The organism is Pseudomonas sp. B22(2017) (assembly GCF_002113105.1).
GTDB classification, from domain to species: domain Bacteria; phylum Pseudomonadota; class Gammaproteobacteria; order Pseudomonadales; family Pseudomonadaceae; genus Aquipseudomonas; species Aquipseudomonas asiatica.
This window is the reverse complement of the sequence record NZ_NEJN01000002.1, coordinates 472,592-495,660: the sequence shown is the minus strand read 5'-3', so window position 1 is coordinate 495,660 and position 23,069 is coordinate 472,592. Positions and strand designations below refer to the sequence as shown.

Annotated in this window: 20 protein-coding genes; 11 read left to right on the top strand and 9 right to left on the bottom strand. The window is 65.8% G+C overall.

Annotated elements, in window-relative coordinates; genetic code table 11:
* Positions 1-69: 69 nt before the first annotated feature.
* On the bottom strand, positions 70-834 hold the full coding sequence (glcC, locus tag CAG18_RS06255) for a transcriptional regulator GlcC (RefSeq protein WP_085720607.1): 765 nt from the start codon (positions 832-834) through the stop codon (positions 70-72).
* A 194-nt stretch (positions 835-1,028) separates the two neighbouring features.
* On the opposite strand from glcC, the gene glcD reads away from it, so the two are divergent.
* The 7 genes from glcD to CAG18_RS06220 all read left to right on the top strand — a co-directional run bounded on the left by glcD (position 1,029) and on the right by CAG18_RS06220 (position 10,052).
* On the top strand, positions 1,029-2,528 hold the full coding sequence (gene glcD / locus CAG18_RS06250) for a glycolate oxidase subunit GlcD (RefSeq protein WP_085720605.1): 1,500 nt from the start codon (positions 1,029-1,031) through the stop codon (positions 2,526-2,528).
* The gene (glcE, locus tag CAG18_RS06245) at positions 2,528-3,580 is read left to right on the top strand and encodes a glycolate oxidase subunit GlcE (protein ID WP_085720604.1); all 1,053 of its coding nucleotides are present in this window, start codon (positions 2,528-2,530) and stop codon (positions 3,578-3,580) included. Before glcD ends, glcE begins: the two co-directional genes overlap by 1 nt.
* A 9-nt stretch (positions 3,581-3,589) precedes the next feature.
* The gene (glcF, locus tag CAG18_RS06240) at positions 3,590-4,825 is read left to right on the top strand and encodes a glycolate oxidase subunit GlcF (RefSeq protein ID WP_085720603.1); all 1,236 of its coding nucleotides are present in this window, start codon (positions 3,590-3,592) and stop codon (positions 4,823-4,825) included.
* Positions 4,818-5,216 (top strand): heme-binding protein, encoded by a 399-nt coding sequence (locus CAG18_RS06235; protein ID WP_003260918.1) that lies wholly within the window; start codon positions 4,818-4,820, stop codon positions 5,214-5,216. The genes glcF and CAG18_RS06235 overlap by 8 nt, the downstream gene beginning before the upstream one ends.
* Positions 5,217-5,368: 152 nt before the next feature.
* Positions 5,369-7,540 carry a malate synthase G gene (locus CAG18_RS06230; RefSeq protein WP_085720601.1) on the top strand — a complete coding sequence of 724 codons (2,172 nt, stop codon included), beginning with the start codon at positions 5,369-5,371 and terminating at the stop codon, positions 7,538-7,540.
* A gap of 547 nt (positions 7,541-8,087) precedes the next feature.
* Entirely contained in the window at positions 8,088-8,426 is a 339-nt protein-coding gene (locus tag CAG18_RS06225) for a hypothetical protein (protein WP_061551706.1), read from the top strand.
* Between the two features lie 192 nt (positions 8,427-8,618).
* Positions 8,619-10,052: a PLP-dependent aminotransferase family protein gene (locus CAG18_RS06220; RefSeq protein ID WP_085720600.1), complete on the top strand. Its 1,434-nt coding sequence runs from the start codon at positions 8,619-8,621 to the stop codon at positions 10,050-10,052.
* On the opposite strand, the gene CAG18_RS06215 is transcribed toward CAG18_RS06220, so the two are convergent.
* A complete protein-coding gene (locus tag CAG18_RS06215) occupies positions 10,045-11,241 on the bottom strand; it encodes a CynX/NimT family MFS transporter (protein ID WP_085720599.1) in 1,197 nt (398 codons plus the stop codon). The genes CAG18_RS06220 and CAG18_RS06215 overlap by 8 nt on opposite strands.
* A complete protein-coding gene (locus CAG18_RS06210; protein WP_085720598.1) occupies positions 11,238-11,696 on the bottom strand; it encodes a nucleoside deaminase in 459 nt (152 codons plus the stop codon). The genes CAG18_RS06215 and CAG18_RS06210 overlap by 4 nt, the downstream gene beginning before the upstream one ends.
* A 302-nt stretch (positions 11,697-11,998) precedes the next feature.
* Between CAG18_RS06210 and CAG18_RS06205 the strand changes: the two genes are divergently transcribed.
* Positions 11,999-12,436, top strand: coding sequence for a carboxymuconolactone decarboxylase family protein (locus CAG18_RS06205; protein WP_085720597.1), 438 nt, complete (start codon positions 11,999-12,001; stop codon positions 12,434-12,436).
* A 130-nt stretch (positions 12,437-12,566) separates the two neighbouring features.
* On the opposite strand, the gene CAG18_RS06200 is transcribed toward CAG18_RS06205, so the two are convergent.
* Positions 12,567-13,577 carry an AraC family transcriptional regulator gene (locus CAG18_RS06200; RefSeq protein ID WP_025338699.1) on the bottom strand — a complete coding sequence of 337 codons (1,011 nt, stop codon included), beginning with the start codon at positions 13,575-13,577 and terminating at the stop codon, positions 12,567-12,569.
* 168 nt (positions 13,578-13,745) lie between these two features.
* On the opposite strand from CAG18_RS06200, the gene CAG18_RS06195 reads away from it, so the two are divergent.
* From CAG18_RS06195 to CAG18_RS06185, 3 genes are read left to right on the top strand one after another with little or no spacing between them, the layout of a single operon-like run.
* Positions 13,746-14,930 (top strand): acetyl-CoA C-acyltransferase family protein, encoded by a 1,185-nt coding sequence (locus tag CAG18_RS06195; protein ID WP_013973108.1) that lies wholly within the window; start codon positions 13,746-13,748, stop codon positions 14,928-14,930.
* 13 nt (positions 14,931-14,943) lie between these two features.
* On the top strand, positions 14,944-15,792 hold the full coding sequence (locus tag CAG18_RS06190) for a 3-hydroxybutyryl-CoA dehydrogenase (protein WP_085720596.1): 849 nt from the start codon (positions 14,944-14,946) through the stop codon (positions 15,790-15,792).
* Between the two features lie 12 nt (positions 15,793-15,804).
* The gene (locus CAG18_RS06185) at positions 15,805-16,386 is read left to right on the top strand and encodes a TetR/AcrR family transcriptional regulator (protein ID WP_015270803.1); all 582 of its coding nucleotides are present in this window, start codon (positions 15,805-15,807) and stop codon (positions 16,384-16,386) included.
* A 109-nt stretch (positions 16,387-16,495) separates the two neighbouring features.
* On the opposite strand, the gene CAG18_RS06180 is transcribed toward CAG18_RS06185, so the two are convergent.
* Genes CAG18_RS06180 through CAG18_RS06160 form a run of 5 tightly spaced genes read right to left on the bottom strand, consistent with a single transcriptional unit; the run spans position 16,496 to position 22,995 of the window.
* Positions 16,496-16,873: a response regulator gene (locus tag CAG18_RS06180; protein ID WP_003256176.1), complete on the bottom strand. Its 378-nt coding sequence runs from the start codon at positions 16,871-16,873 to the stop codon at positions 16,496-16,498.
* 44 nt (positions 16,874-16,917) lie between these two features.
* A complete protein-coding gene (locus CAG18_RS06175; protein ID WP_015270804.1) occupies positions 16,918-18,144 on the bottom strand; it encodes a hybrid sensor histidine kinase/response regulator in 1,227 nt (408 codons plus the stop codon).
* Positions 18,138-18,713, bottom strand: coding sequence for a chemotaxis protein CheB (locus tag CAG18_RS06170; protein ID WP_013973112.1), 576 nt, complete (start codon positions 18,711-18,713; stop codon positions 18,138-18,140). Before CAG18_RS06170 ends, CAG18_RS06175 begins: the two co-directional genes overlap by 7 nt.
* On the bottom strand, positions 18,710-19,531 hold the full coding sequence (locus CAG18_RS06165; protein WP_003259474.1) for a protein-glutamate O-methyltransferase CheR: 822 nt from the start codon (positions 19,529-19,531) through the stop codon (positions 18,710-18,712). Before CAG18_RS06165 ends, CAG18_RS06170 begins: the two co-directional genes overlap by 4 nt.
* Positions 19,528-22,995, bottom strand: coding sequence for a response regulator (locus tag CAG18_RS06160; RefSeq protein ID WP_085720595.1), 3,468 nt, complete (start codon positions 22,993-22,995; stop codon positions 19,528-19,530). Before CAG18_RS06160 ends, CAG18_RS06165 begins: the two co-directional genes overlap by 4 nt.
* Between the last annotated feature and the right edge of the window lie 74 nt (positions 22,996-23,069).

Sequence of the window (23,069 nt, the reverse complement as noted above, 5' to 3'; positions counted from 1 at the left end):
GACTTCAAACCCAGCGCAGCCTCCTGTAGGAGCGGGTTTACCCGCGAAAGGGCCGGCACAGGCAACACCTCAACCCCAGCCATCCATGCGCATGGTAGCCCTTACCAGCCGCTGCTCTTCCTGCTCGATCTCCCGCAAACTGTCGCGGATCCCGTTGATATGCTCGCGCGCCGCGCGCTGCGCCTGCTCGGGCAACTGCTCCATCACCGCGTGATACAACCGCGCATGCTGGCGGTCGATCTGGCGCTTCTGCGCCGGCCGGCAATACAAGTTGTTGACCGAGGCGAACACCGTGCTCAAGGTCAGGTCACTGAGCGATTGCAAGGTATGCACCAGCACCGGGTTGTGCGAAGCCTCGCTGATCGCCCGGTGAAAGGCATGGTCGCGGCGGGCATGTTCACGGGCATCCATCGCTTCGGGGGCTTCGTGCGCAGCCAGCATCTCTTCATAGCGCCGGCGGATCAACAAACGGTCGACCTCGGTGGCCCGCAGTGCCGCCAGGCGCGCCGACTCGGCTTCCAGCAACGCCCGCACTTCCAGCAGGTCGAACAGCGTGCGCGGCTGCGAGCCGAACAGGTGCATCAACGGCGTGGCACCCGCATGGCCCGTCAGGTCGGCGACGAACGAGCCGCGCCCCTGCTCGGTGTCGATGATGCCGCGCCCGCGCAGGATGCGCAGGCCCTCACGCAGCGCCGAGCGCGAGCAGCCCAGCTTGTCCACCAGACGCCGCTCCGACGGCAGGGCCTGGCCCACCTTGAGCACGCCGTCGACGATCAACCGCTCGACCCGTTCGGCCACCTGGTCGGCGACCTTGGCCTTGCCTTCACTACCCACTGCGCCCCTCCTACTGGTATGACCACTTCGACCACTTGCCTCAATTTAGCCGGGAAAAGCCTTCAATAACCAGTACCAGCCGCAAAAACTGGTAGGACCAGCTCACCCTGTACTCGACCCCGACGGCTACCACGCGCAGGCTGCAAGGGTGAGCGCTTTGCCAACAACAACAAAAACCGTTGCCGAGTGAGCCGATGAATATCCTGTACGACGAACGCGTCGATGGCGCGCTGCCCGACGTGGACCGGGCGGCGCTGCTGCAAGCGCTGCGCGCTGCCCTGCCGGACCTCGAGATCCTGCACCGCGAGGAAGACCTCAAGCCCTATGAATGCGACGGCCTCTCGGCCTATCGCACGGTGCCGCTGCTGGTGGTGCTGCCCGAGCGCCTGGAGCAGGTGCAGGCCCTGCTCAGGCTCTGCCACGAGCGTGGTGTGCCGGTGGTGGCACGCGGCGCCGGTACCGGCCTGTCGGGCGGCGCCCTGCCGCTGGCAAAAGGCATCCTGCTGGTGATGGCGCGTTTCAACCGCATTCTCGAGGTCAACCCGCAAGGCCGCTTCGCCCGTGTGCAGCCCGGCGTGCGCAACCTGGCCATCTCCCAGGCTGCCGCGCCCCACGGCCTGTACTACGCGCCGGACCCATCCTCGCAGATAGCCTGCTCCATCGGCGGCAATGTCGCGGAGAACGCCGGTGGCGTGCACTGCCTGAAGTACGGCCTGACCGTGCACAACCTGCTCAAGGTGGAGATCCTCACGGTCGAGGGCGAACGCCTGACCCTCGGCAGCGATGCCCTGGACAGCCCCGGTTTCGACCTGCTGGCACTGTTCACCGGCTCTGAAGGCATGCTCGGCATCGTCACCGAAGTCACCGTCAAGCTGCTGCCCAAGCCCCAGGTGGCGCGAGTGCTGCTGGCCAGCTTCGACAGCGTCGAGGACGCCGGCCGGGCAGTGGCCGAGATCATCGCTGCCGGGATCATCCCCGGCGGCCTGGAGATGATGGACAACCTGGCGATCCGCGCTGCGGAGGACTTCATCCACGCCGGCTACCCGGTTGACGCTGCGGCCATCCTGCTGTGCGAACTGGATGGCGTCGAAGCCGATGTGCACGATGACTGCGAACGGGTCGCCGCCGTGCTGGCCCAGGCCGGTGCGCGTGATGTGCGGCTGGCCTGCGACGAGGCCGAGCGCGTGCGCTTCTGGGCCGGGCGCAAGAACGCCTTCCCGGCGGTGGGGCGCATCTCCCCGGACTACTACTGCATGGACGGCACCATCCCGCGCCGCGAACTGCCACGGGTGCTCAAGGGCATCAGCGACCTGTCCGCCGAATACGGCCTGCGCGTGGCCAACGTGTTCCATGCCGGCGACGGCAACATGCACCCGCTGATCCTGTTCGATGCCAACCTGCCAGGCGAGCTGGAACGTGCCGAAGCCATCGGCGGCAAGATCCTCGAGCTGTGCGTGGCCGTAGGCGGCAGCATCACCGGCGAACACGGCGTGGGGCGCGAGAAGATCAACCAGATGTGCGCACAGTTCAACAGCGACGAAATCACCCTGTTCCATGCGATCAAGGCCGCCTTCGACCCGCAAGGCCTGCTCAACCCCGGCAAGAACATCCCCACCCTGCACCGCTGCGCCGAATTCGGCGCCATGCACGTGCACCATGGGCAACTGCCCTTTCCCGAACTGGAGCGTTTCTGATGAGCATGGACCGCGACATCAGCAAGGCCCTGCTGGAGCAGGTCAACCAGGCGCTGAACCAGGCCACGCCGCTGCGTATCCAGGGTGGCAACAGCAAGGCCATGCTCGGCTGCCCGGTGGCCGGCGAGGTACTCGACACCCGCAGCCACCGCGGCATCGTCAGCTACGACCCGACCGAGCTGGTGCTGACTGCCCGCGCCGGCACGCCGCTGCGCGAGATCGAGGCAGCGCTGCACGAGGCTGGCCAGATGCTGCCCTGCGAACCACCGCACCTGGGCCCCGACGCCACCCTGGGTGGCATGGTCGCGGCCGGGCTGTCCGGCCCAAGGCGGCCGTGGGCCGGGTCGGTGCGCGACTATGTGCTGGGCACGCGGGTGATCACCGGCCACGGCAAGCTGTTGCGCTTTGGTGGCGAAGTGATGAAGAACGTTGCCGGCTACGACGTGTCGCGGCTGATGGCGGGCAGCTTCGGCTGCCTCGGGCTGCTGACCGAGGTGTCGCTGAAAGTGCTGCCCCGCCCGCGCCAGTGCCTCAGCCTGCGCCTGCCGATGGGCCGCCACCAGGCGCTGGCGGAGCTGGCTGAATGGGGCCAGCAGCCGCTGCCGATCAGTGCGGCCTGCCATGACGGTGACGCGCTGTACCTGCGCCTGGAAGGCGGCGAAGGCTCGGTGCAGTCGGCACGCCAGCGCCTGGGCGGCGAGGCACTGGACAGCAGCTTCTGGAGCGACCTGCGCGAGCAGCGCCTGGCGTTCTTTACTGGCCCCGCGCCGCTGTGGCGCTTGTCCGTGCCCAACACCGCCGGCGAGCTGGATTTGCCCGGCCAGCAGCTGATCGACTGGGGTGGCGCGCAGCGCTGGCTTAAGTCCACGGCACCGGCGCAGTACATCCGCGAGCAGGTCGCCAAGGTCGGTGGCCACGCCACCTGCCATGTCCCTGGCGCTGCCAGCAGCCCACCGCTGCCCGCCGCGCTGATGCGCTACCACCGAGCGCTCAAGCAGCAACTCGACCCCCAGGGTGTGTTCAACCCTGGCCGCCTGTACCCGGACCTGTGAGGCCAGACCATGCAAACCAACCTGAGCGAAACCGCCCGACGCCTGGCCCGCGCCGACGAGGCCGAAAGCATCCTGCGCTCCTGCGTGCACTGTGGCTTCTGTACCGCCACGTGCCCCACTTACCAGCTGCTGGGCGATGAACTGGACGGCCCACGCGGGCGCATCTACCTGATCAAGCAGATGCTCGAAGGCGCGCCGATCACCGCCAGCACCCAATTGCACCTGGATCGCTGCCTGACCTGCCGCAACTGTGAAACCACCTGCCCGTCCGGGGTGAAGTACCACGACCTGCTGGACATTGGCCGCGCCGTGGTCGAACAGCAGGTGCCACGCCCGCTCGGCCAGCGCCTGCTGCGCCAGGGCCTGCGTGCAGTGGTGCCACGCCCGGCGCTGTTCAAGGCCCTGACCCGCAGTGGCCAGGCCCTGCGCCCACTGCTACCGGCCACGCTCAAGCGCAAGCTGCCGGCGCGGGTCACCGCCCCCGGCCAACGCCCCGCACCGCGCCATGCGCGGCGGGTGCTGATGCTGGAAGGCTGCGTGCAACCGGCCCTGTCGCCCAACACCAATGCCGCCGCCGCACGCCTGCTGGACCGCCTGGGCATCAGCGTGGTGCCAATCCGGCAGGCCGGCTGCTGTGGCGCGGTGGACTATCACCTCAATGCCCAGGAACAAGGCCTGCAACGGGCGCGGCGCAATATCGATGCCTGGTGGCCTGCCATCGAAGCCGGCGCCGAGGCCATCGTGCAAACCGCCAGCGGCTGCGGCGCGTTCGTGCGCGATTACGGCCACCTGCTGGAAAAGGACCCGCGCTACGCCGCCAAGGCCGCACGGGTCAGCGCCCTGTCCCGCGACCTGGTGGAGGTGTTGCGCGACGAGCCGGTCGAGCAACTGGGCGTGTGCGTCGAACAGCGCCTGGCCTTCCATTGCCCATGCACCCTGCAGCACGCGCTGAAGCTGGGGGGTGCGGTGGAGGCATTGCTGACACGCCTTGGCTTCACCTTGACCCCGGTACCGGACGGCCACCTGTGCTGCGGCTCGGCCGGCACCTATTCGCTGACCCAACCCGAGCTGTCGCTACAACTGCGCGACAACCGCCTCAACGCCCTGGAAAGCGGCAAACCGCAAGTCATCGCCACCGCCAACATCGGCTGCCAGGCCCACCTCGACGGGGCCGGGCGCACACCGGTGCGGCACTGGATCGAAATCGTCGAAGCAGCCTTGAACCCGGAGAACCACCATGCATAGCAAGTCCGTTATCGGCCAGGCCGAAGTCGCCAAAGTGCTGACCGCCGCCCGCCAGGAAGCCCAGGCACAACAATGGAACGTGACCATTGCCGTGGTCGACGACGGCGGCCACCCGCTGGCCCTGGAGCGCCTGGACGGCTGCGCGCCGGCCAGCGCCTACATCGCGATGGAAAAGGCCCGCACTGCCGCACTGGGGCGCAAGGAGACGCGAGATTACGAGGAAATGGTCAATGGTGGCCGTACTGCTTTCGTTACCGCGCCGCTGCTGACCAGCCTGGAAGGTGGCGTACCGCTGCGGGTGGATGGCCAGGTGGTGGGGGCGATCGGCGTGTCCGGGGTCAAGGCCGAGCAGGATGCCCAGGTGGCCAAGGCCGGGGCGGCTGCCCTCTGAATCCTGTGCCGGCCTCTTCGCGGGTAAACCCGCTCCCACAGGTGCTGCACAGGTCTCAGGCCTTGTGAAAGCCCTGTGGGAGCGGGTTCACCCGCGAAGAGGCCGGCACAAGCAAAAACCTTCCAGAAGACTGAACATCGAGCGAACAGACAATGCCAAACCACCCACTCCAGATCGCCCCCACCCTACAGCGCTTCATCGAAGATGAGGTCCTCCCCGGCACCGGCATCGAAGCCCGCACCTTCTGGCAAGGCTTCAGCACCCTGATCCACGACCTCGCACCACAAAACCGCGCCCTGCTCGCCGAACGCGAGCGCCTGCAGACAGAACTCGACAACTGGCACCGCCAGCACCCCGGCCCGATCCGTGACATGGCCGCCTACCAGCATTTCCTGCAAGGCATCGGCTACCTTGTAGAGCCCCCGGCGAGCGTGCAGGTCAGCACCCGCAACGTCGACCGCGAGATCGCCGTGCAGGCCGGCCCGCAACTGGTGGTGCCACTGAGCAACGCCCGCTACGCCCTCAACGCCGCCAACGCCCGCTGGGGCTCGCTGTACGATGCCCTGTATGGCACCGATGCCATCGCCGAAACCGAGGGCACCGAACGTGGCCAGGGTTACAACCCGCAACGCGGCGCCAAGGTGATCGCCTATGGCCGGCAGTTCCTCGACACCGCGGCCCCTCTCGACGGTGCGTCGCACAACGACGCCAAGGCCTACGCGATCAGCCAGGGCACGCTGCAGGTAACCCTGGCCGATGGCCGCCAGGTCGGCCTCAGGCACCCCGCGCAACTGCGTGGCTACCAAGGTGAGCCGAACGCGCCAACAGCGATCCTGTTGCAGCATCACCAGCTGCATTTCGAAATCCAGGTCGACCCGGCCAACGCCATCGGCCAGCAGGACCCGGCCGGGGTCAAGGACATCCTGCTGGAGGCCGCGCTCACCACCATCATCGACTGCGAAGACTCGGTAGCCGCCGTGGACGCCGACGACAAGGTCAACGTCTACCGCAACTGGCTCGGCCTGATGAAGGGCGACCTCAGCGAACAGGTCAGCAAGGGCGGCAAGACCTTCGAACGCACCCTGGCCGAAGACCGCCACTACCACGGCGCAGACGGCCAGCCACTGACCCTGCCAGGCCGTTCGCTGCTGTTCATCCGCAACGTCGGCCACCTGATGACCAACCCTGCCATCCACGACCGCGATGGCAGGGAAATCCCGGAAGGCATCCTCGATGCTGTGGTCACCAGCCTGATCGGCCTGCATGACCTCAAGCGCCGTGGCAATTCCCGCGAGGGCAGCCTGTACATCGTCAAGCCGAAGATGCACGGGCCGGCCGAGGTGGCCTTTGCCGACCAGCTGTTCGGCCGTGTCGAAGCCCTGTTGGGCCTGCCCGCACACACGCTGAAGATGGGCATCATGGACGAGGAGCGGCGTACCAGCGTCAACCTCAAAGCCTGCATCGCCAGCGCCGCGTCACGGGTGGTGTTCATCAACACCGGCTTCCTCGACCGCACCGGTGACGAGATGCACACGGCCATGGAAGCCGGCGCCATGCTGCGCAAGGGCGACATGAAAGGCAGTGCCTGGATCCAGGCCTACGAGCGCAGCAACGTACTGGTGGGGCTGGCCTGTGGCCTGCGCGGCAAGGCGCAGATCGGCAAGGGCATGTGGGCCATGCCCGACCTGATGGCGGCCATGCTGGAACAGAAAGTCGCCCAGCCCAGGGCCGGCGCCAACACGGCCTGGGTGCCCTCGCCCACAGCCGCGACACTGCATGCGCTGCACTACCACCAGGTGGATGTGGCGGCCGTGCAGCAAACGCTGGAACAGGTTGACCTGAATGCCGAGCGCGCCGAGTTGCTGCATGACCTGCTCAGTGTCCCGGTCAGCCCCGAGCGGCCCTGGAGCGCAGCCGAAATCCAGGCCGAGCTGGACAACAACTGCCAGGGTATCCTCGGTTACGTGGTGCGCTGGGTCGAGCAAGGGGTCGGCTGTTCCAAGGTGCCGGATATCCATGATGTGGGCCTGATGGAAGACCGTGCGACCTTGCGGATTTCGGCGCAGCACATTGCCAACTGGCTGCACCACGGGGTGGTCGATGCCGACCAGGTCGAGGCGACCTTGCAGCGCATGGCCGGCGTGGTCGACCAGCAGAATGCCGGGGACCCGGCGTACCGGCCGATGACGGCGGGCTTCGAGGCATCGCATGCCTTCCGCGCTGCGCGGGAGCTGGTGTTCAAGGGGCGGCAGCAGCCCAGTGGCTATACCGAACCGTTACTGCATGGCTGGCGCTTGCGTTTCAAGCAGGAGGTTGGGCGCTGATGCTGACAGGGGCCGCTATGAGGTCCAGCCGTATAAAAATGCTTGGCGTGGGTTTTGTGGCGCCGGTCAGGTCGAGCGCCGCCCGCGCGGCGCATCGCGAGCTACGCTCGCTCCTACGTTTGTTTCGGGCCAATTAATCCTATGGGATTTGCGCGCGAACGCCTTGGCGCATGGCTCATTATCGCGTCGTACAAACAAGGCGGTCGCGCGCAGATGGCACAGGCATGACTGGCCTGAAACAAACGTAGGAGCGAGCGTAGCTCGCGATGCGCCGCGCGGGCGGCGCTCGATTTACGCACCACCTCAAAACTCAAGACAGGCACTTGATAGCCTTAACCCCATCTCCAGGCGAGCACATCGCCGGTTGCTCACTCCCCCCATTTCGTGATGAACCATGCGCCGTCCTCCCGCCTGCTTGCGGTGTCACTCCTGCATCTTCAGAAAACTCCTACGCGTTGCTCGGATGCGTCCTACTTGTTGCCCCCTGCCCACTGAAAACATGATCGGCACTGGATGACGCAAGGTCGCGATCCAGAGGAGGTTCCGCATGCACCTGTACGCCCACCCCACTGCCGAATTGCGCAGCACCCTGCGCGAACTGCTGGCCCATGACATGAACAACCCGGACGAAGACCCCCACCTGTCGGGGGTGATGTTCTTCTGCGCCACCGATGAACGCTCCCGCCAACTGATCGAGCGTATCGAGTTGCTGGCCAGCGAGTTGTTCTTCGACCCGAACGGGCGGGCCATCACCGAGCATATGAAAGCGGCGGCGGTGGAAGGCGTGCGCATCAAGCGCAACCGCAAGGCGCCGGCGGACGAAACGGTGATACGTATCGCGCTGGCGGACAAGGGCTACATCACGGTGAGTACGGCACGCTTCTGATTACCGGCCGCTTGCCTGGGGGCTGCTCTGCAGCCCATCGCCGGCAAGCCAGCTCCCACCTCGACTGCACCGACCTCAAGCATTGTGCAGTACCTGTGGGAGCTGGCTTGCCGGCGATGGGCCGCAAAGCGGCCCCATGCCCTTCCCCGACCAATCCGCTATCCTGAGCACTTCCCCGCTCCGGACCGCTCCATGGAACTGCACATTCGCCTGGAAGGCCGCAAAGGCCTGGCCGACCAGCTTTACCAGCAATTGCGCGCCGGCATCGACAGCGGCCACCTGGCCGCCGGCACCCAACTGCCGCCAAGCCGCCTGCTGGCAGAGCAGCTGGGCGTGTCGCGCAAGACCGTGGCCGAGGCCTATTCCCGGCTGACCTACGACAACCTGCTGAGCGGCGTGGTCGGCCGGGGCACCTTCGTCACCCCGCGCCAGCCGCTGCGCAGCAGCGAATCGCCCGCCATTCCCCTGGCTGGTGCCGCGTCGCTCGAGCGCTGGCAGCAGCGCGCCACCGTGCTGAGCCGACGCCAGCTGGAGGCTCCGTCGCGTTACGACTTCATCGGCGGGGCCTCGAGCAAGGCGCAGTTCCCGTTCGACCAGTGGCGCAGTTGCCTGAACTATGCCCTGCGCCGCAGCCAGCGCCATCCCGAGCGGCAGTTCCCTGCCCAGGGCCTGCCGGAGCTGCGCGAGGCCATTGCCCATCATGTCGCCTATGCCCGCGGCGTGCACTGCAGCGCCGCTGACCTGCTGGTGTGCAACGGCGCCCAGCAGGCACTGGACCTGATCGCACGGGTACTGGTCGAGCCGGGTTGCCAGGTAGCCATGGAAGACCCGGGCTACCCGCCAGCGCGGCAACTGTTCCTGGCCCTGGGTGCGCGCCTGCAATCGGTACCGGTGGACGATGAAGGGCTGTGCGTGGAGCAGATCGCCGACGGCACCCGGCTGATCTATGTGACGCCCTCGCACCAGTTCCCGCTGGGCATGCCGATGAGCGAGCCACGCCGGCACGCCCTGCTGGCACGGGCCGCCGAGCTGGGTGCGTTGATCATCGAAGACGACTACGACTGCGAGTTCCGCTACCACGGCCCAGCCGCAGACGCTCTACAGCGCCTCGACCGCCATGGCCTGGTGGCCTATGTGGGGACCTTTTCCAAGACCTTGCTGCCCGAGTTGCGCCTGGGCTACGCCGTACTGCCGCCCGACGTGCTGAAGGCGGCCTGCGTGGCCAAGCACCTCAGCGACTGGCACAGCCCGACCCTGTTGCAGTGGGCACTGGCGCGCTTTCTCGGCGAAGGCCACCTGAACAAGCACATCCGCCGTTGCCACGAGGTCTACAGCGCCCGTCGCGAACGCATCCTCGCGCGGCTGGGCGGCGACTTGGCACCGTGGTTCAGCGCCATCCCCGCCAGCGCCGGGTTCCACCTCAGCGCCCTGGCCAAATCTGGGGTCGATGTCGAGCTGCTGGCCAACCTCGCACGCAAGGTGGAGGTCGGCCTGTATTCGCTCGCGCCGTTCTTCAGCGAAGCGCCAGTGCGCCCGGGGCTGTTACTGGGCTTCGGCGCCATAGAGCTGCTGGATATCGACCCGGCGCTGGACCGGGTGCGCGACACCCTGCAGCGCCTCAGTTGACCGGCGCGGTCTTGCCCGCCACTACCGGGCGAGCAATCGCCGCGGCATAACCGCGAGGGTTGAACCACGTGGTAACCAGCAGCATCGCCACCACGGTCACGGTCAGCAGCGTCCACGAGGCCTGGAAATCACCGCTCATGTCGCGCAACCAGCCGGTGACGTATGGCACGATGCCAGTGATGATGAAGCCGATGCCCTGCACGAACGCCGCCAGGCTGCCAGCCTCGGCAGGTGTCTTCAGGTGCTCCAGGGTCAGCGTCAGGCTCTGGCTGAAGCAGGCGCCCAGGCCGAAACCGATCATCGCCACCCACAGCCCCGAGGCCAGCGTGGGTGCCAGCAGCAGGCCGAGAAAACCCACCAGCTGGATCGCCAAGGCCAGCCACAGGCCCGGGCGTCGGTCTGCCCAGCGCCGCAGCAACAGCGGCAAGCCCAATGCACCGGCCACCTGAAAGATGGTCATCAGGCCAACCAGGTCGGCACCGCCCTGGGCGCTGCCACCATGCTCGATGTGATAGGCCGGCAACCAGGCTACCATGCTGGTGTAGCCACCGTTGATCAAGCCAAAGTACAGCGCCAGCAACCAGGCCCGACGCGTACCGAACCAATGACCGCCGACGGCACCGGCCAGTTTCGGCGCCTCCTGGCGCGGCCGCAGCACGGCCCAGGCCAGCACCGCCAGCACAGCCGGGATCGCCCACACGCCCAGGCCGACCTGCCAGTGGCCGAAGTAGCCACTGATGTGCGGCCCAAGCACGGCGGCCAGGCCGCCGCCGCTCATCAGCGCTGCCGAATACAGGCCCATCGCCCCCGCCAGGCGGCCGGGAAACCAGCGGTTGACCAGCCCCGGCATCATGCCCTGCACTACCGCCACCCCCAGGCCGGCGACCACCGCACTGGCAATCAGCGCCCAGGCGCTGCCCAGTTGCAGGCGCCACAGGCAGGCCAGGGCGATGGCAGACAGGCCAGCAAGCATGCCGCCATGTTCGCTGATCCAGCGCCGCAACCAGGGTTGCAGCAAGGGCACCAGGCCCATGCACAGCACCGGCAACGCCGTCAGCAAGGCCGCCTGCTGGTAACCCAGGCCAGTACTTGCGCGCATGGGTTCGAGCAACGGGCCGATGCTGGTCAGGATCGGCCGCAGGTTCAGTGCCAGCAGGATGACCAGCAGCAGGTTCAATGCCGCTCTCATTGTGCGTTGGCCTGTTTCCACTCAAGGTAAAGACCGGCTTCGCCGCTGGGCTTCAGGGCGCGCAGCGGCAGGCTCTGTTGCTGGGGCGGGCGAGCCATCTGCGCGTATACCGCCGCGGTGGACAAGCCGTAGGGTTCGCCCTCGGCGTTGTCGTAGGCAAACCAGGCCCGCTCGATGCCGCACAGGTGCATGGCCGCCAGGCACATCGGGCATGGGTGGCCGCTGGCGTAGACTTCGGCGCCGTCCAGGCGTGCCTGACCCAGGGCATGGCTGGCCTTGCGGATGGCCTGCATCTCGGCGTGGGCGGTCGGGTCCTGGGTGCTGTGGATCTCGTTGACCGCACGCGCCAGCACCTGCCCCTGGTACACCAGCACGGCGCCGAAGGGCCGGCCACCGGCCTGAATGTTGGCGCGGGCCAGGTCGAGCGCTTCGCGCATGTAGCGTTCTTCGGACATGAATCGGTTCCCCTGTTGCAAGACCTGATCATTATCCGGGCTTCGGCGGCCTGGCAGAAATGAAGAGATTGGATGCCTGTCAGTGGCCTCCCAAATGGCCGATTGGCCTCCCGCTTATGCGCGTGATTGGCTATCGAGGAGGACCTGGGCCGGCGCTACCATCAGCTCACTTTCAACCAGCAACGCATTTCCCTGTAGGAGCAGCCTTGCGCTGCGAAAGCGCCATGCGCCCGTACGGGCGCTTTCGCAGCGCAAGGCTGCTCCTACAGGGACGATGCCAGCCTCGAATACTGGAGATAAACATGCACAACCGTATCGAATGGGCCAAGCACGCCCCCGAAGCCTACAAAGCCATGGTCGGCCTGGAGCAGGCCCTGGCCAAGAGCGGCCTGGAGAATTCCCTGCTGGAACTGGTGCGCCTGCGGGCTTCGCAGATCAACGGCTGCGCCTACTGCGTCAACCTGCACGCCAACGATGCGCGCAAGGCCGGTGAGACCGAGGCACGCCTGCAGACCTTGTGCGTCTGGCAGGAAACCGCCTACTTCACCCCGCGCGAACGTGCTGCGCTGGCTTGGGTGGAGAGCCTGACCAGGCTGCCCGAGCACGGCGCGCCGCAGGCGGAATATGAAACCTTGCAGGAACACTTCGAGCCGGCCGAGGTGGCCAACCTGACCCTGGCAATTGCCGCCATCAATGCCTGGAACCGCTTCGGGGTCGGGTTTGCCATGGTGCCGGCCTGATCATTGAGCGGTAGCCTGTACCGGCCTCTTCGCGGGCTTGCCCGCTCCCACAGGGATCGCACAGGGCCTGAAAGCTGTGCTGCACCTGTGGGAGCGGGCAAGCCCGCGAAAGGGCCGGTGCAGGTGAACGCTACCGCCCGGCCAACCGCGCCCGGTAGCTCCCGGGGCTCTGCCCGGTCCATTTCTTGAACGCCCGGTGAAACGCACTGGGCTCCTGGAACCCGGTCTGCTCGGCAATCTCGGCAATGCTCAGCTCCCCTTCGCGCAACCGCTCGAAGGCCATTGCCCGGCGCACCTCATCCTTGATCTGCTGGTACGAACGCCCTTCCCGCTCCAGCTGCCGACGGAAAGTACTGGCACTGACCCCCTGCTGCTGCGCCAGCGCCGCCAGCGTCGGCCACTGCCCATAACGCCGCGCCCGCAGGTGCCGGTATACTTCGGCCACCAGCCCGTTCTGGTTGCGAAAGCGAATCACCAGCCCCTGTGGCGCACTGCGCAGGAAGGTTTTCAGGGCCGCCACATCCTGCACCACCGGCAGGCGCAGGTAGGCGCTGTCGAACTCCACCTCGGTGCGCCCGCTGCCCAGGCGCAGGTCCGGCCCCCACAGCAGCAGGTCGTCTTCCTGGGCCGGGCGCGACACCGCCAGCTCGGTGCGGTCGATGGCGATCCGCCGCCCGGCCAGCCAACACAGCATGCCGATCATCAGCACCAGGTAGGTTTCCTCGGCATATACCCGGGTCAGCGGGTCGGCGATGCTCGACTGCACGCTGATCAGCGCCCGCCCGCCACGCAGCGTCAGGCTGCCGCGCAGATCGCGCAGGAACAGGCCAAAACCGCCCATGCACTGGCGCAAGGCCTTCTCCAGGTTCGGCTCCAGGATCAGGCCCCGGCAGATCAGGGCGAAACTGCCCGGCGGCATGCCGTGGCTGTCGAGGCGGAAGAACTCATCGTCCAGGCGCTGGATCAGCGCCAGCCACAGCTGGGCGAAGGCCTTGGCCGGTACCCGGGCCTGGGGCTGCTCGAGCAGTTGTGGGTCGATGCCCACCGCACGCAGCTGCGCATCGCGTTCGGCGGGGCAGTCGCGCAGGGCGTGGAGCATGGCATTGAGGAAGTACACGGCGACCGAATCGCTATCGCGCATGGCGGTTTTCGCTGTCTATGCTGAGTGGCAAAAAGTGCCAGGTTGTCTGAACAGTTCCGGCATAGGCTGCAACAGAGCCTTTGCCTAGACTCGGTCCCACTCCGGGATCGTCGGCCATTCTCGCAGAGCCTGGCCCGGTCCCGCCATGCCTTCGCAATCGGAGCCCCTATGAGCAGCGCAGAAATCTACGTCGTCAGTGCCGTCCGTTCAGCCATTGGTGGTTTTGGCGGTTCCCTCAAGGACCTGCCGCTAGCCGACCTGGCCAGCGCCATCACCCGCGCCGCCATCGAGCGCTCGGGCGTGGCCGCCGAGCAAGTCGGCCACCTGGTGATGGGCACGGTGATCCCCACCGAACCGCGTGACGCCTACCTGGCCCGCGTAGCGGCAATGAACGCCGGCATCCCCAAGGAAACCCCGGCATTCAACGTCAATCGCCTGTGCGGCTCGGGCCTGCAGGCCATCGTCTCGGCAGCCCAATGCCTGCTGCTCGGCGACACCGACGTGGCCGTGGCGGCCGGTGCCGAATCCATGAGCCGTGGCCCGTACCTGCTGCCGCAGGCACGCTGGGGCGCTCGCATGGGTGACCTGCAAGGCATCGACTACACCGTCGGCGTGCTGCAGGACCCGTTCGAACACTTCCATATGGGCATCACCGCCGAGAACGTTGCGGCCAAGCACGGCATTACCCGCGAAATGCAGGATGAACTGGCCCTGACCAGCCAGCGCCGCGCTGCCCGCGCCATTGCCGAAGGCCGCTTCGCCAGCCAGATCGTTCCGCTGGAACTGAAAACCCGCAAGGGCAGCGTGCAGTTCAGCACCGACGAGCATGTGCGTGGCGAGGTGACCGCCGAGCAACTGGCAGGGATGAAGGCGGTGTTCAAGAAAGACGGTACCGTTACCGCCGGCAACGCCAGTGGCATCAACGACGGCGCTGGCGGCCTGGTACTGGCCACTGGTGATGCGGTGCGCCGCCTGGGCCTGAAGCCCCTGGCCCGCCTGGTGGGCTATGCCCATGCCGGCGTCGAGCCTGAACTGATGGGCCTTGGCCCGATTCCGGCCACCCGCAAGGTGCTGGAGAAGACCGGCCTGAGTGTGCAGGACCTGGACGTGATCGAGTCCAACGAAGCCTTCGCTGCCCAGGCTTGCGCCGTGGCTCGCGAACTGGGCTTCGACCCGGAAAAGGTAAACCCCAACGGTTCGGGCATTTCCCTGGGTCACCCGGTGGGCGCCACCGGCGCGATCATCGCCACCAAGGCCATCCATGAGCTGCAGCGCATCCAGGGCCGCTATGCCCTGGCCACCATGTGCATCGGTGGTGGCCAAGGCATCGCCTTGGTCTTCGAGCGCGTCTGACGGAGCCTGACACATGAGCATTGAACAGATTGCCGTGATCGGCGCAGGCACCATGGGCAACGGCATTGCCCAGGTGTGTGCGGTGGCCGGCTACCAGGTGCTGCTGGTGGACGTGTCCGACGCTGCGCTGGAGCGCGGCGTGGCCACCTTGAGCAAGAACCTCGAGCGCCAGGTCGCCAAGGGTACCCTCGACGCCGACAAGGCGGCAGCTGCCCGCACCCGCATTCGCACCAGCACCGACTACACCCAGCTCAGCAGCGCGCAAATGGTGATCGAAGCCGCCACCGAGAACCTGCAGCTCAAGCAGCGCATCCTGCAGCAGGTGGCCGCCAACGTCGCCGCCGACTGCCTGATCGCCACCAACACCTCGTCGCTGTCGGTCACCCAGCTGGCGGCCGGCATCGAGCACCCAGAACGCTTCATCGGCGTGCATTTCTTCAACCCGGTGCCGATGATGGCGCTGGTCGAGATCATTCGCGGCCTGCAGACCAGCGACAGCACCTACGCCCAGGCGCTGGTGGTGACCGAAAAGGTCGGCAAGACCCCGATCACCGCCGGCAACCGCCCCGGGTTCGTGGTCAACCGCATCCTGGTGCCGATGATCAACGAAGCGATCTTCGTGCGCCAGGAAGGCCTGGCCAGTGCCGAGGACATCGACACCGGCATGCGCCTGGGCTGCAACCAGCCGATCGGCCCGCTGGCCCTGGCCGACCTGATCGGCCTGGACACCCTGCTGGCGATCATGGAGGCCTTCCATGAAGGCTTCAACGACAGCAAGTACCGCCCTGCCCCGCTGCTCAAGGAAATGGTCGCGGCCGGTTGGCTGGGGCGCAAGAGCGGCCGCGGTTTCTTCACCTACTGAGGAGCGAACGCCATGCCCCCGGTCAATGCCGCGATGCGCTGTGCCAACTTTGAAGAGCGACGTGACCGGGCCATGGCGCTGTTTGCCGAAAAGGGCTTCGGCCAGGTCAGCATGCGCGAGCTGGCGGCCCATGTGGGGCTTACCGCAGGCTCGCTGTATCACCACTTCCCCAGCAAGCAGGACCTGCTGTACGACCTGATCGAGGAGTTGTACGAGGAATTGCAGGCCACCCTGGACCAGGGGCGCCGGGCAATGGCGCGCGGGGCGTCGGCGCTGAGCTGCCTGATTGCCGCGCACTGGCAGCTGCATGCCGAGCGGCCCATGCAGTTTCGCCTGGCGGAGCGCGACTTCTGTTGCCTGAGCGACGACCAGCAGGCGCGCCTGGCCTTGTTGCGCAAGCGCTATGAGGCGGGGTTGCTGAGGTTGATCGCACCGCAGGCGAAGTTGCAGGGGGAGGCCTTGATGGCCACGGCGCATGTGGTGGCGACACTGCTGAACCAGTTGCCGGGGCTGTTGAAGGCCTTGCCCGAAGAACAGGGGCTGGGGTTGATGGAAAGCATGCTGGTGGGTGGGCTGGAGCGGACACTGCGCTAGCCTGTTGCGGCCTCTTCGCGGGCTTGCCCGCTCCCACAGGAAACCCGCAGGCTTCAAGGTTTGCACAGAACCTGTGGGAGCGGGCGCGCCCGCGAAGAGGCAAACACAGTCAGCGCAGGAGCGACTGGATCTGCTCGTGCAAGGTATCCAGGTCGAACGGCTTGGCCAGGATCGGTGCCTTGCGGGTGATCGGGCTGCCGGACTCGAGAATCTCCGCCGGGTAGCCGCTGATGAAGATCACCTTCAGGTCCGGCCGCAACTTCACCGCCGGCTCGGCAATGTCCACGCCGGAAATCCCGCCCGGCAAGCGGAAGTCCGTCACCATCAGGTCGAGGTGCGGCTTGCTCGCCAGGATCGCGAACGCCTGCTCGCCATCCTCGGCCACCAGCACGTGGTAGCCCTCGCCTGCCAGGTAATCACGCAGGATCATGCGAATCGCCGGTTCGTCCTCGACCACCAGTACTACATCTTGTGCATCTTCACTCATGTCAACGCCTTGAAATACTTACAACTGGCCATCAGACCCCAGGCTCACGCAGAGGTTGCCCTTGCCTGGTCGTTTTGTTGTTCGCAGGTTGCCAGTGGCAATTGCAAGGTGAAGGTGGCGCCTTTGCCCTCTTCACTCTCCACCAATATGCGCCCGCCATGGGCCTGGACGATCTGCTCCGATATGTACAGCCCCAGGCCCAACCCACCACTGGCCTGCTGGGTGGCGACCCGCTCGAACTGCTGGAAGATGCGCTGCTGGTTGGCCACGCAGATGCCGATGCCATGGTCCTGCACCTGCACGCAGGCCTGGCCGTCCTGCTCGAACACCCGCACCTGTACCGGTTTGCGCTCACCATAACGCAAGGCATTGGACAACAGGTTGGCCAGCACCTGCTCGATGCGAAACTCGTCCCACTCGCCCAGCAGCGGCTCGCAGCGTTGCAACTCGATATGGGTGTCCAGTGCGCTGGCCTGGGCGGCAAAGTTCTCCACCAGGCCGCGCACCAGCAGGCCCAGGTCGAACGCCTTGGGCCGCAGCGACAGTTTGCCGGTGCGGATGCGCGATACATCGAGCATGTCTTCGACCAGGCGGATAAGGCTGTTGATCTGCCGCTCGTCGCGCTCGACCATGGCCTGCAGCTTGTCGACGCTGAAGGCGGCAAGGTTGCCGCGTGCCAGGTGCAGCTTGCGCAGCTGGGTTTCCAGGATCAGGCCATTGAGCGGGGTGCGCACCTCGTGGGACACGATCGACATGAAGTCATCGCGCATGCGCACGGCATGCTCCAGTTCACCCCGCGCCGTCTGCAGCTGGGCCAGCAGCAGCTCCTGCTCCTGGCGGCTGCGTTCCAGGGCCTGCAATTGGCGGTCGAGCACCTTGCGCTGGCGGTACAGGTCGACGAACACCGACACCTTGCTCTTCACCGCCAAGGTGTCGAGCGGCTTGTGCAGAAAGTCCACCGCGCCGCTTTCATAGCCTTTGAACGCGTAGTTCATCTCGCGCCCGGCGGCAGTGACGAACACGATGGGGATGTTGCGGGTCTTTTCCGTGCCGCGCATCAGCTCGGCCAGCTCGAAACCGTTCATACCCGGCATCTGCACGTCGAGAATGGCCAGGGCGAACTCGTGCTCGAGCAACAGTGACAACGCTGCCTCGGCCGACTGGGCCTGGTGCACCTCGCGGTCTTGGCCCTGGAGCAGGGCGTCGAGGGCCAGCAGGTTTTCTGGCAGGTCGTCGACGATCAGCAGTTTGGCGATGGTGTGGCTTAGCATGCGCTGGGTTCCAGGGCGGCGAGCAATCGCTCGATGCCACTCAGAGAAAGAATATGGTCGGGCTGGTGCAGGGCCAGTGCGGCCTCTGGCATCAACGCCACTTGTGCGTCGCAAGGGTCCTGGACCACGGTCCGGCCCCCGTTGCGCTTGATATAGGCAAGGCCTTCTGCGCCATCCTCGTTGGCCCCGGTGAGCAACATGCCTAGCAGGCCGGCACCATAGGCATCGGCCGCCGACATGAACAGGTAGTCGATCGCCGGCCGGGAAAAATGCACCGGCGGCTCCTGGCTCAGCGACAGGGTCAGGTCACGCTCCACCGACAGGTGATAACCCGGCCCGGCCACGTAGATCTGCCCGGGGCGCAGCGGCTGTTTGTCACAGGCCTCGCACACTGGCCGCCGCAGGCGACGTTGCAGCACCTCGGCCAGCTGGCTGTGGCGGTCATCCGGCAGGTGCAGCACGCAAATTACCGGAATGGCGAAGCCGGCCGGCAACGCGCCCAGCACACTGAACAGCGCTGTAACGCCGCCGGCCGAGGCGCCGATCACCATCGCGCGTACGCCTTTCATGACTTGCGGTAGATCCGTTCGGGCTTGACCAGCGGCTCGAAGCGCTCGCTGTAGGCGGAAAAATCCACCGATTCCTTGCTGCCCAGCACCAGGAAGCCGCGGTGGCACAGGGACTCGTGGAACAGGCCCAGGGCGCGGTCCTGCAGTTCCTTGTTGAAGTAGATGAGCACGTTGCGGCACGACACCAGCTGGGTTTCGGAAAACACGCTGTCGGTGGCCAGGCTGTGGTCGGCGAAAGTCACGTTGTCCCGCAGGGTGCTGTCCATGATGGCGTTACCGTAGGCTGCCGTGTAGTACTCGGCAAAGTCCCGTCGGCCACCGGCGATGCGATAGTTTTCGGCGTACTCGCGCATGCTCTGCATCGAGTAGATACCCTGCTTGGCCTTGTCCAGCGAATGCGGGTTGATGTCGGTGGCGTAGATGATGGTGCGCTCCAGCAGGCCCTCCTCGCGTAGCAGGATGGCCATCGAATACACCTCCTCACCCGTGCTGCAGCCGGCAATCCACACCTTGATCGACGGCCAGGTGCGCAGCAGCGGCACCACTTCGTTGCGCAGCGCCAGGTAGTGCCCCGGGTCGCGGAACATCTCGCTGACCGGGATCGTCAGGTACTGCAGCAACTGCATGAACATGCCTGGGTCGTGCAGCACGCGCTCCTGCAGCGCCGACACCGTCAGGCAGTCGAACTGGCGCAGCGCATGCAGGATCCGGCGCTTGATCGACGCGCCGGAATAGTTGCGGAAATCGTAGCTGTACTTGAGGTAGATGGCCTCGATCAGCAAGCGGATTTCGATATCGGTGTTACGTTCGCTAGTCAAATTCGCTCCAGTTGCGGCAGCCACACACGGATCAGCGAGAACAAGCGGTCCAGGTCGATCGGTTTGGCCAGGTAGTCGTTGGCGCCGGCCTGCAGGCAACGCTGCTGGTCATCCTTCATCGCCTTGGCGGTCACGGCAATGATCGGCAGCTTGCGCCAGCGTTGTTGCTGGCGGATCAGCCGGGTGGCCTCGAAGCCGTCCATCTCCGGCATCATCACATCCATCAACACCAGGTCGATGTCGTCATGCTGCTCCAGGCGCTCGATGGCCTCGCGGCCGTTGCGGCCGATTTCGACGATCGCGCCCTTGTGCTCCAGCGCGCTGGTCAGGGCAAAGATGTTGCGCACGTCGTCGTCCACCAGCAGCACCTTGCGGCCTTCGAAAACCTTGTCGCGGCTGCGCGCGGTCTTGAGCATGCGCTGGCGTTCGTTGGACAGCTGCGACTCGACCTTGTGCAGGAACAGCGTCACTTCGTCGAGCAGGCGCTCCGGCGAGCGGGCGCCCTTGATGATGATCGAGCGCGAATACTTGAGCAGGTCGGCTTCTTCTTCGCGGGTAAGGTTGCGCCCGGTATACACGATCACCGGCGGGAAGGCACGGATGTCTTCGGCGGTCATGCGCTTGAGCAACTCGTTGCCAAGCATGTCCGGCAGCTTGAGGTCGATGATCATGCAGTCGTAGATATTCTCGCGCAGCAACGCCAGGGCATCCTGGGCCATGGCCACAGCGGTGATCTCGACATCGTCGTCGCCGATCAGGCGGGCAATGCTCTCGCGCTGCAGGTCGTCGTCTTCCACCAGCAGGATGTGCTTGAGCTTCTGGGTCAGCTTGGCCTCCAGCCGGGCGAAAACTTCCTTGAGTTGTTCACGGCTGGTGGGCTTGACCGCGTAGCCGACGGCACCCATGTGCATGGCGGCCTCGACGCGGTCCTCAACGGAAATGATATGCACCGGGATGTGCCGGGTGCTCGCTTGCTCCTTCAGGCGTTGCAGCACGGTCAGGCCGGAATGGTCGGGCAGGCGCATGTCCAGCAGGATGGCATCGGGGATGTACTGCACGGCCAGTTCGAAGCCCTCGTCGGCGCCCTGCGCCACCAGGCAGCTGTAACCCAGCTCGTGGGCCAGGTCGAAGAGGATGCGGGCGAAGTTCGGTTCGTCTTCGATCACCAGGATGCAGCGGTTGCCGAACGGCGCGCGCTCACGGTCATCGGCAAACACTGGTGTCGGGCGTTTCGGTGCCGCCACCACTGGTGCCTGCGGCGCGGGTGGCAGGCTATCGACCGCAGGGCGCAGGCTGAGCGGCTCGATCTCCTGCGCCACGCGCTCATAGCGCTCCGGCAGGATCAGGCTGAATACACTGCCCTGGCCGGGGCTGCTGTCGACGCTGATCTGCCCACCCAGCAGATGCGCCAGGTCGCGGGAAATGGACAGGCCCAGGCCGGTGCCGCCATAACGGCGGTTGCTGGTGCCATCCACCTGGTGGAATGCGCCGAAGATCGCCTGCTGCTGGTCGGCGGCGATGCCGATGCCGGTATCGCGCACGGCAAAGACGATGCCGGTGCCAGGCTGGTAACCGATGTTCAGGCTGACCTGGCCGCGCTCGGTGAACTTGATGGCGTTGGACAGCAGGTTCTTGAGAATCTGCTCCAGGCGCTGGCGGTCGGTGAACAGCGTGGCCGGCACCTGCGCCTCGGTGGTCACCTCGAAGGCAAGGCCCTTGTGCCCGGCCAACGGCTCGAACATGCCACGCAGGCCTTCGACCAGGCGTTCCAACTGGGTGCTTTCGGGGCGCACTTCGAGCTTGCCTGCTTCCACCTTGGCGATGTCGAGAATGTCGTTGATCAGGTTGAGCAGGTCGTTGCCGGCCGAATAGATGGATTCGGCGAACTTGACCTGCTCGTCGCTGAGGTTGCCCTCGCCGTTTTCCGCCAGCAGCTTGGCCAGGATCAGCGAGCTGTTCAGCGGCGTGCGCAACTCGTGGGACATGTTGGCGAGGAATTCGGACTTGTACTTGCTCGAACGCTGCAGTTCCTCGGCGCGCGCCTGCAGCTCGTCCTGGGCCTGGAGCAGTTCGTCGTTCTTGCGGTCCAGCGCCTCGGTGCGCTCCGACAGCTGCTCGTTGGTCTGCTCAAGCTCCGCCTGCTGGGTTTCCAGGTGGGCCTGGGACTCCTTGAGCACGCGGGATTGCTCTTCGAGCTCTTCGTTGGCGGTTTTAAGTTCTTCCTGCTGCACTTGCAGCTCTTCGTTCAGTTGCTGGGTTTCGGCCAGCACCTCCTGCAGGCGCTGCCGGTAACGGGCGCTTTCGATGGAAATACCGACGTTGCCACGGACCCGCTGCAGCATCTCTTCGTCACGCTCCTGCAACGGCCGCAGGAAGCCCAGCTCCAGCACGCCGTTGATCTGCCCGTCGTCGCTGGAGGGCATCAGCATGGCACTGCGCGGCAGGCCCCTGCCAAGGCCGGAACTGAGGTGGAAATAGTCTTCAGGCAAGTCGTCCAGACGCAGCAGCCTCGCTTCGCGCACGGCCTGGGCCAGCAGCCCCTCGTGGTCACCCAGTACCTGCTCGCGCGCCTGCTCCTCGGCATCCAGGCCATAGCTGGCAACACGCACCAGGCGGCCATGTTCGTCACGCACGTACAACGCGCCTACCACGCTGCCCAGGTAGCTGGCGAAGAAACGCAGGATGTTGTCACCGAGCATGGGCAGGGTCAGCTGGCCAAGCACCTGTTCGGACAGTTGCGTCTGCCCGTTGCGCAGCCAGGCCTGATGCTCCAGGCGTTCGGCGGCGCGCTGCTGGGCCTGGAAGTTTTCGTCATAGGTAGCGGACAGCGCCAGCAGGTCGCGCCGCCCGAGGTAGGCCAGCAAGGCGCTGAGGCCGACGATGAACAGCACGAAGGACGACATGACCGTGACGGTCACACTGTTGACCCGCTCGTTGCGCGCCATGCGCAATTGTTGTTCGCTGCCGATGAGGTTGTCGAACTCCTTGCGGATCTCGTCGGTCAGGCGCTTGCCGCGGCCGTTGCCGATCAAGGCGCGGTAATCACCCTGGCTGCGGCGCAAGTTGATCATCTCGCTGCCGAAGGTGTTCCACGCTTGCTGCAGGGCGATCAGCCGGTCGATGCGTTCGACCTGTTGCGGGTTGTCCTCGACCATGCCGCGCAGGCTCTGCAGGCTGCCGAAAATGCGCGGCTTGGCCACCTCGTAGGGGTCGAGGAAACGCTCATCGCCGGTGATCAGGAAGCCACGCATGCCGGTTTCCATGTCGATCGACAGTTTGACCGCTTCGTTGGCATTGCCGATTACGCGGTCGGTGTGCTCGACCCACTGCAAGGCCGAAAGCAGGTAGTTGATCACCGCAACGAAGGCCACGGCCCCCAGCAGGCCAACCCCCAGGGGTAGGCCGACGTTGCGGCTCAACAGCTTGCGGAAGCTTCGCTGGTCCATCGAGGCTGCTTGAATCATGTGAAAACGCCCGAGCTAAAAGTCCATTGAAAGGTGTGGCGGATCTGTCGTTGTCATTATCTGCCACTGCGCCG

Excerpts from the sequence above, each read along its gene's own strand:
- CAG18_RS06230 (WP_085720601.1), top strand. The coding sequence starts at position 5,369 with ATGCCAAACCACCCACTCCAGATCGCCCCCACCCTACAGCGCTTCATC.
- CAG18_RS06225 (WP_061551706.1), top strand. The coding sequence starts at position 8,088 with ATGCACCTGTACGCCCACCCCACTGCCGAATTGCGCAGCACCCTGCGC.
- CAG18_RS06200 (WP_025338699.1), bottom strand. The coding sequence starts at position 13,577 with ATGCGCGATAGCGATTCGGTCGCCGTGTACTTCCTCAATGCCATGCTC.
- CAG18_RS06235 (WP_003260918.1), top strand. The coding sequence starts at position 4,818 with ATGCATAGCAAGTCCGTTATCGGCCAGGCCGAAGTCGCCAAAGTGCTG.
- CAG18_RS06205 (WP_085720597.1), top strand. The coding sequence starts at position 11,999 with ATGCACAACCGTATCGAATGGGCCAAGCACGCCCCCGAAGCCTACAAA.
- CAG18_RS06160 (WP_085720595.1), bottom strand. The coding sequence starts at position 22,995 with ATGATTCAAGCAGCCTCGATGGACCAGCGAAGCTTCCGCAAGCTGTTG.
- CAG18_RS06190 (WP_085720596.1), top strand. The coding sequence starts at position 14,944 with ATGAGCATTGAACAGATTGCCGTGATCGGCGCAGGCACCATGGGCAAC.
- glcE (WP_085720604.1), top strand. The coding sequence starts at position 2,528 with ATGAGCATGGACCGCGACATCAGCAAGGCCCTGCTGGAGCAGGTCAAC.
- CAG18_RS06195 (WP_013973108.1), top strand. The coding sequence starts at position 13,746 with ATGAGCAGCGCAGAAATCTACGTCGTCAGTGCCGTCCGTTCAGCCATT.
- CAG18_RS06220 (WP_085720600.1), top strand. The coding sequence starts at position 8,619 with ATGGAACTGCACATTCGCCTGGAAGGCCGCAAAGGCCTGGCCGACCAG.
- CAG18_RS06210 (WP_085720598.1), bottom strand. The coding sequence starts at position 11,696 with ATGTCCGAAGAACGCTACATGCGCGAAGCGCTCGACCTGGCCCGCGCC.
- glcD (WP_085720605.1), top strand. The coding sequence starts at position 1,029 with ATGAATATCCTGTACGACGAACGCGTCGATGGCGCGCTGCCCGACGTG.
- CAG18_RS06170 (WP_013973112.1), bottom strand. The coding sequence starts at position 18,713 with ATGAAAGGCGTACGCGCGATGGTGATCGGCGCCTCGGCCGGCGGCGTT.
- CAG18_RS06185 (WP_015270803.1), top strand. The coding sequence starts at position 15,805 with ATGCCCCCGGTCAATGCCGCGATGCGCTGTGCCAACTTTGAAGAGCGA.
- CAG18_RS06215 (WP_085720599.1), bottom strand. The coding sequence starts at position 11,241 with ATGAGAGCGGCATTGAACCTGCTGCTGGTCATCCTGCTGGCACTGAAC.
- CAG18_RS06180 (WP_003256176.1), bottom strand. The coding sequence starts at position 16,873 with ATGAGTGAAGATGCACAAGATGTAGTACTGGTGGTCGAGGACGAACCG.
- glcF (WP_085720603.1), top strand. The coding sequence starts at position 3,590 with ATGCAAACCAACCTGAGCGAAACCGCCCGACGCCTGGCCCGCGCCGAC.
- CAG18_RS06175 (WP_015270804.1), bottom strand. The coding sequence starts at position 18,144 with ATGCTAAGCCACACCATCGCCAAACTGCTGATCGTCGACGACCTGCCA.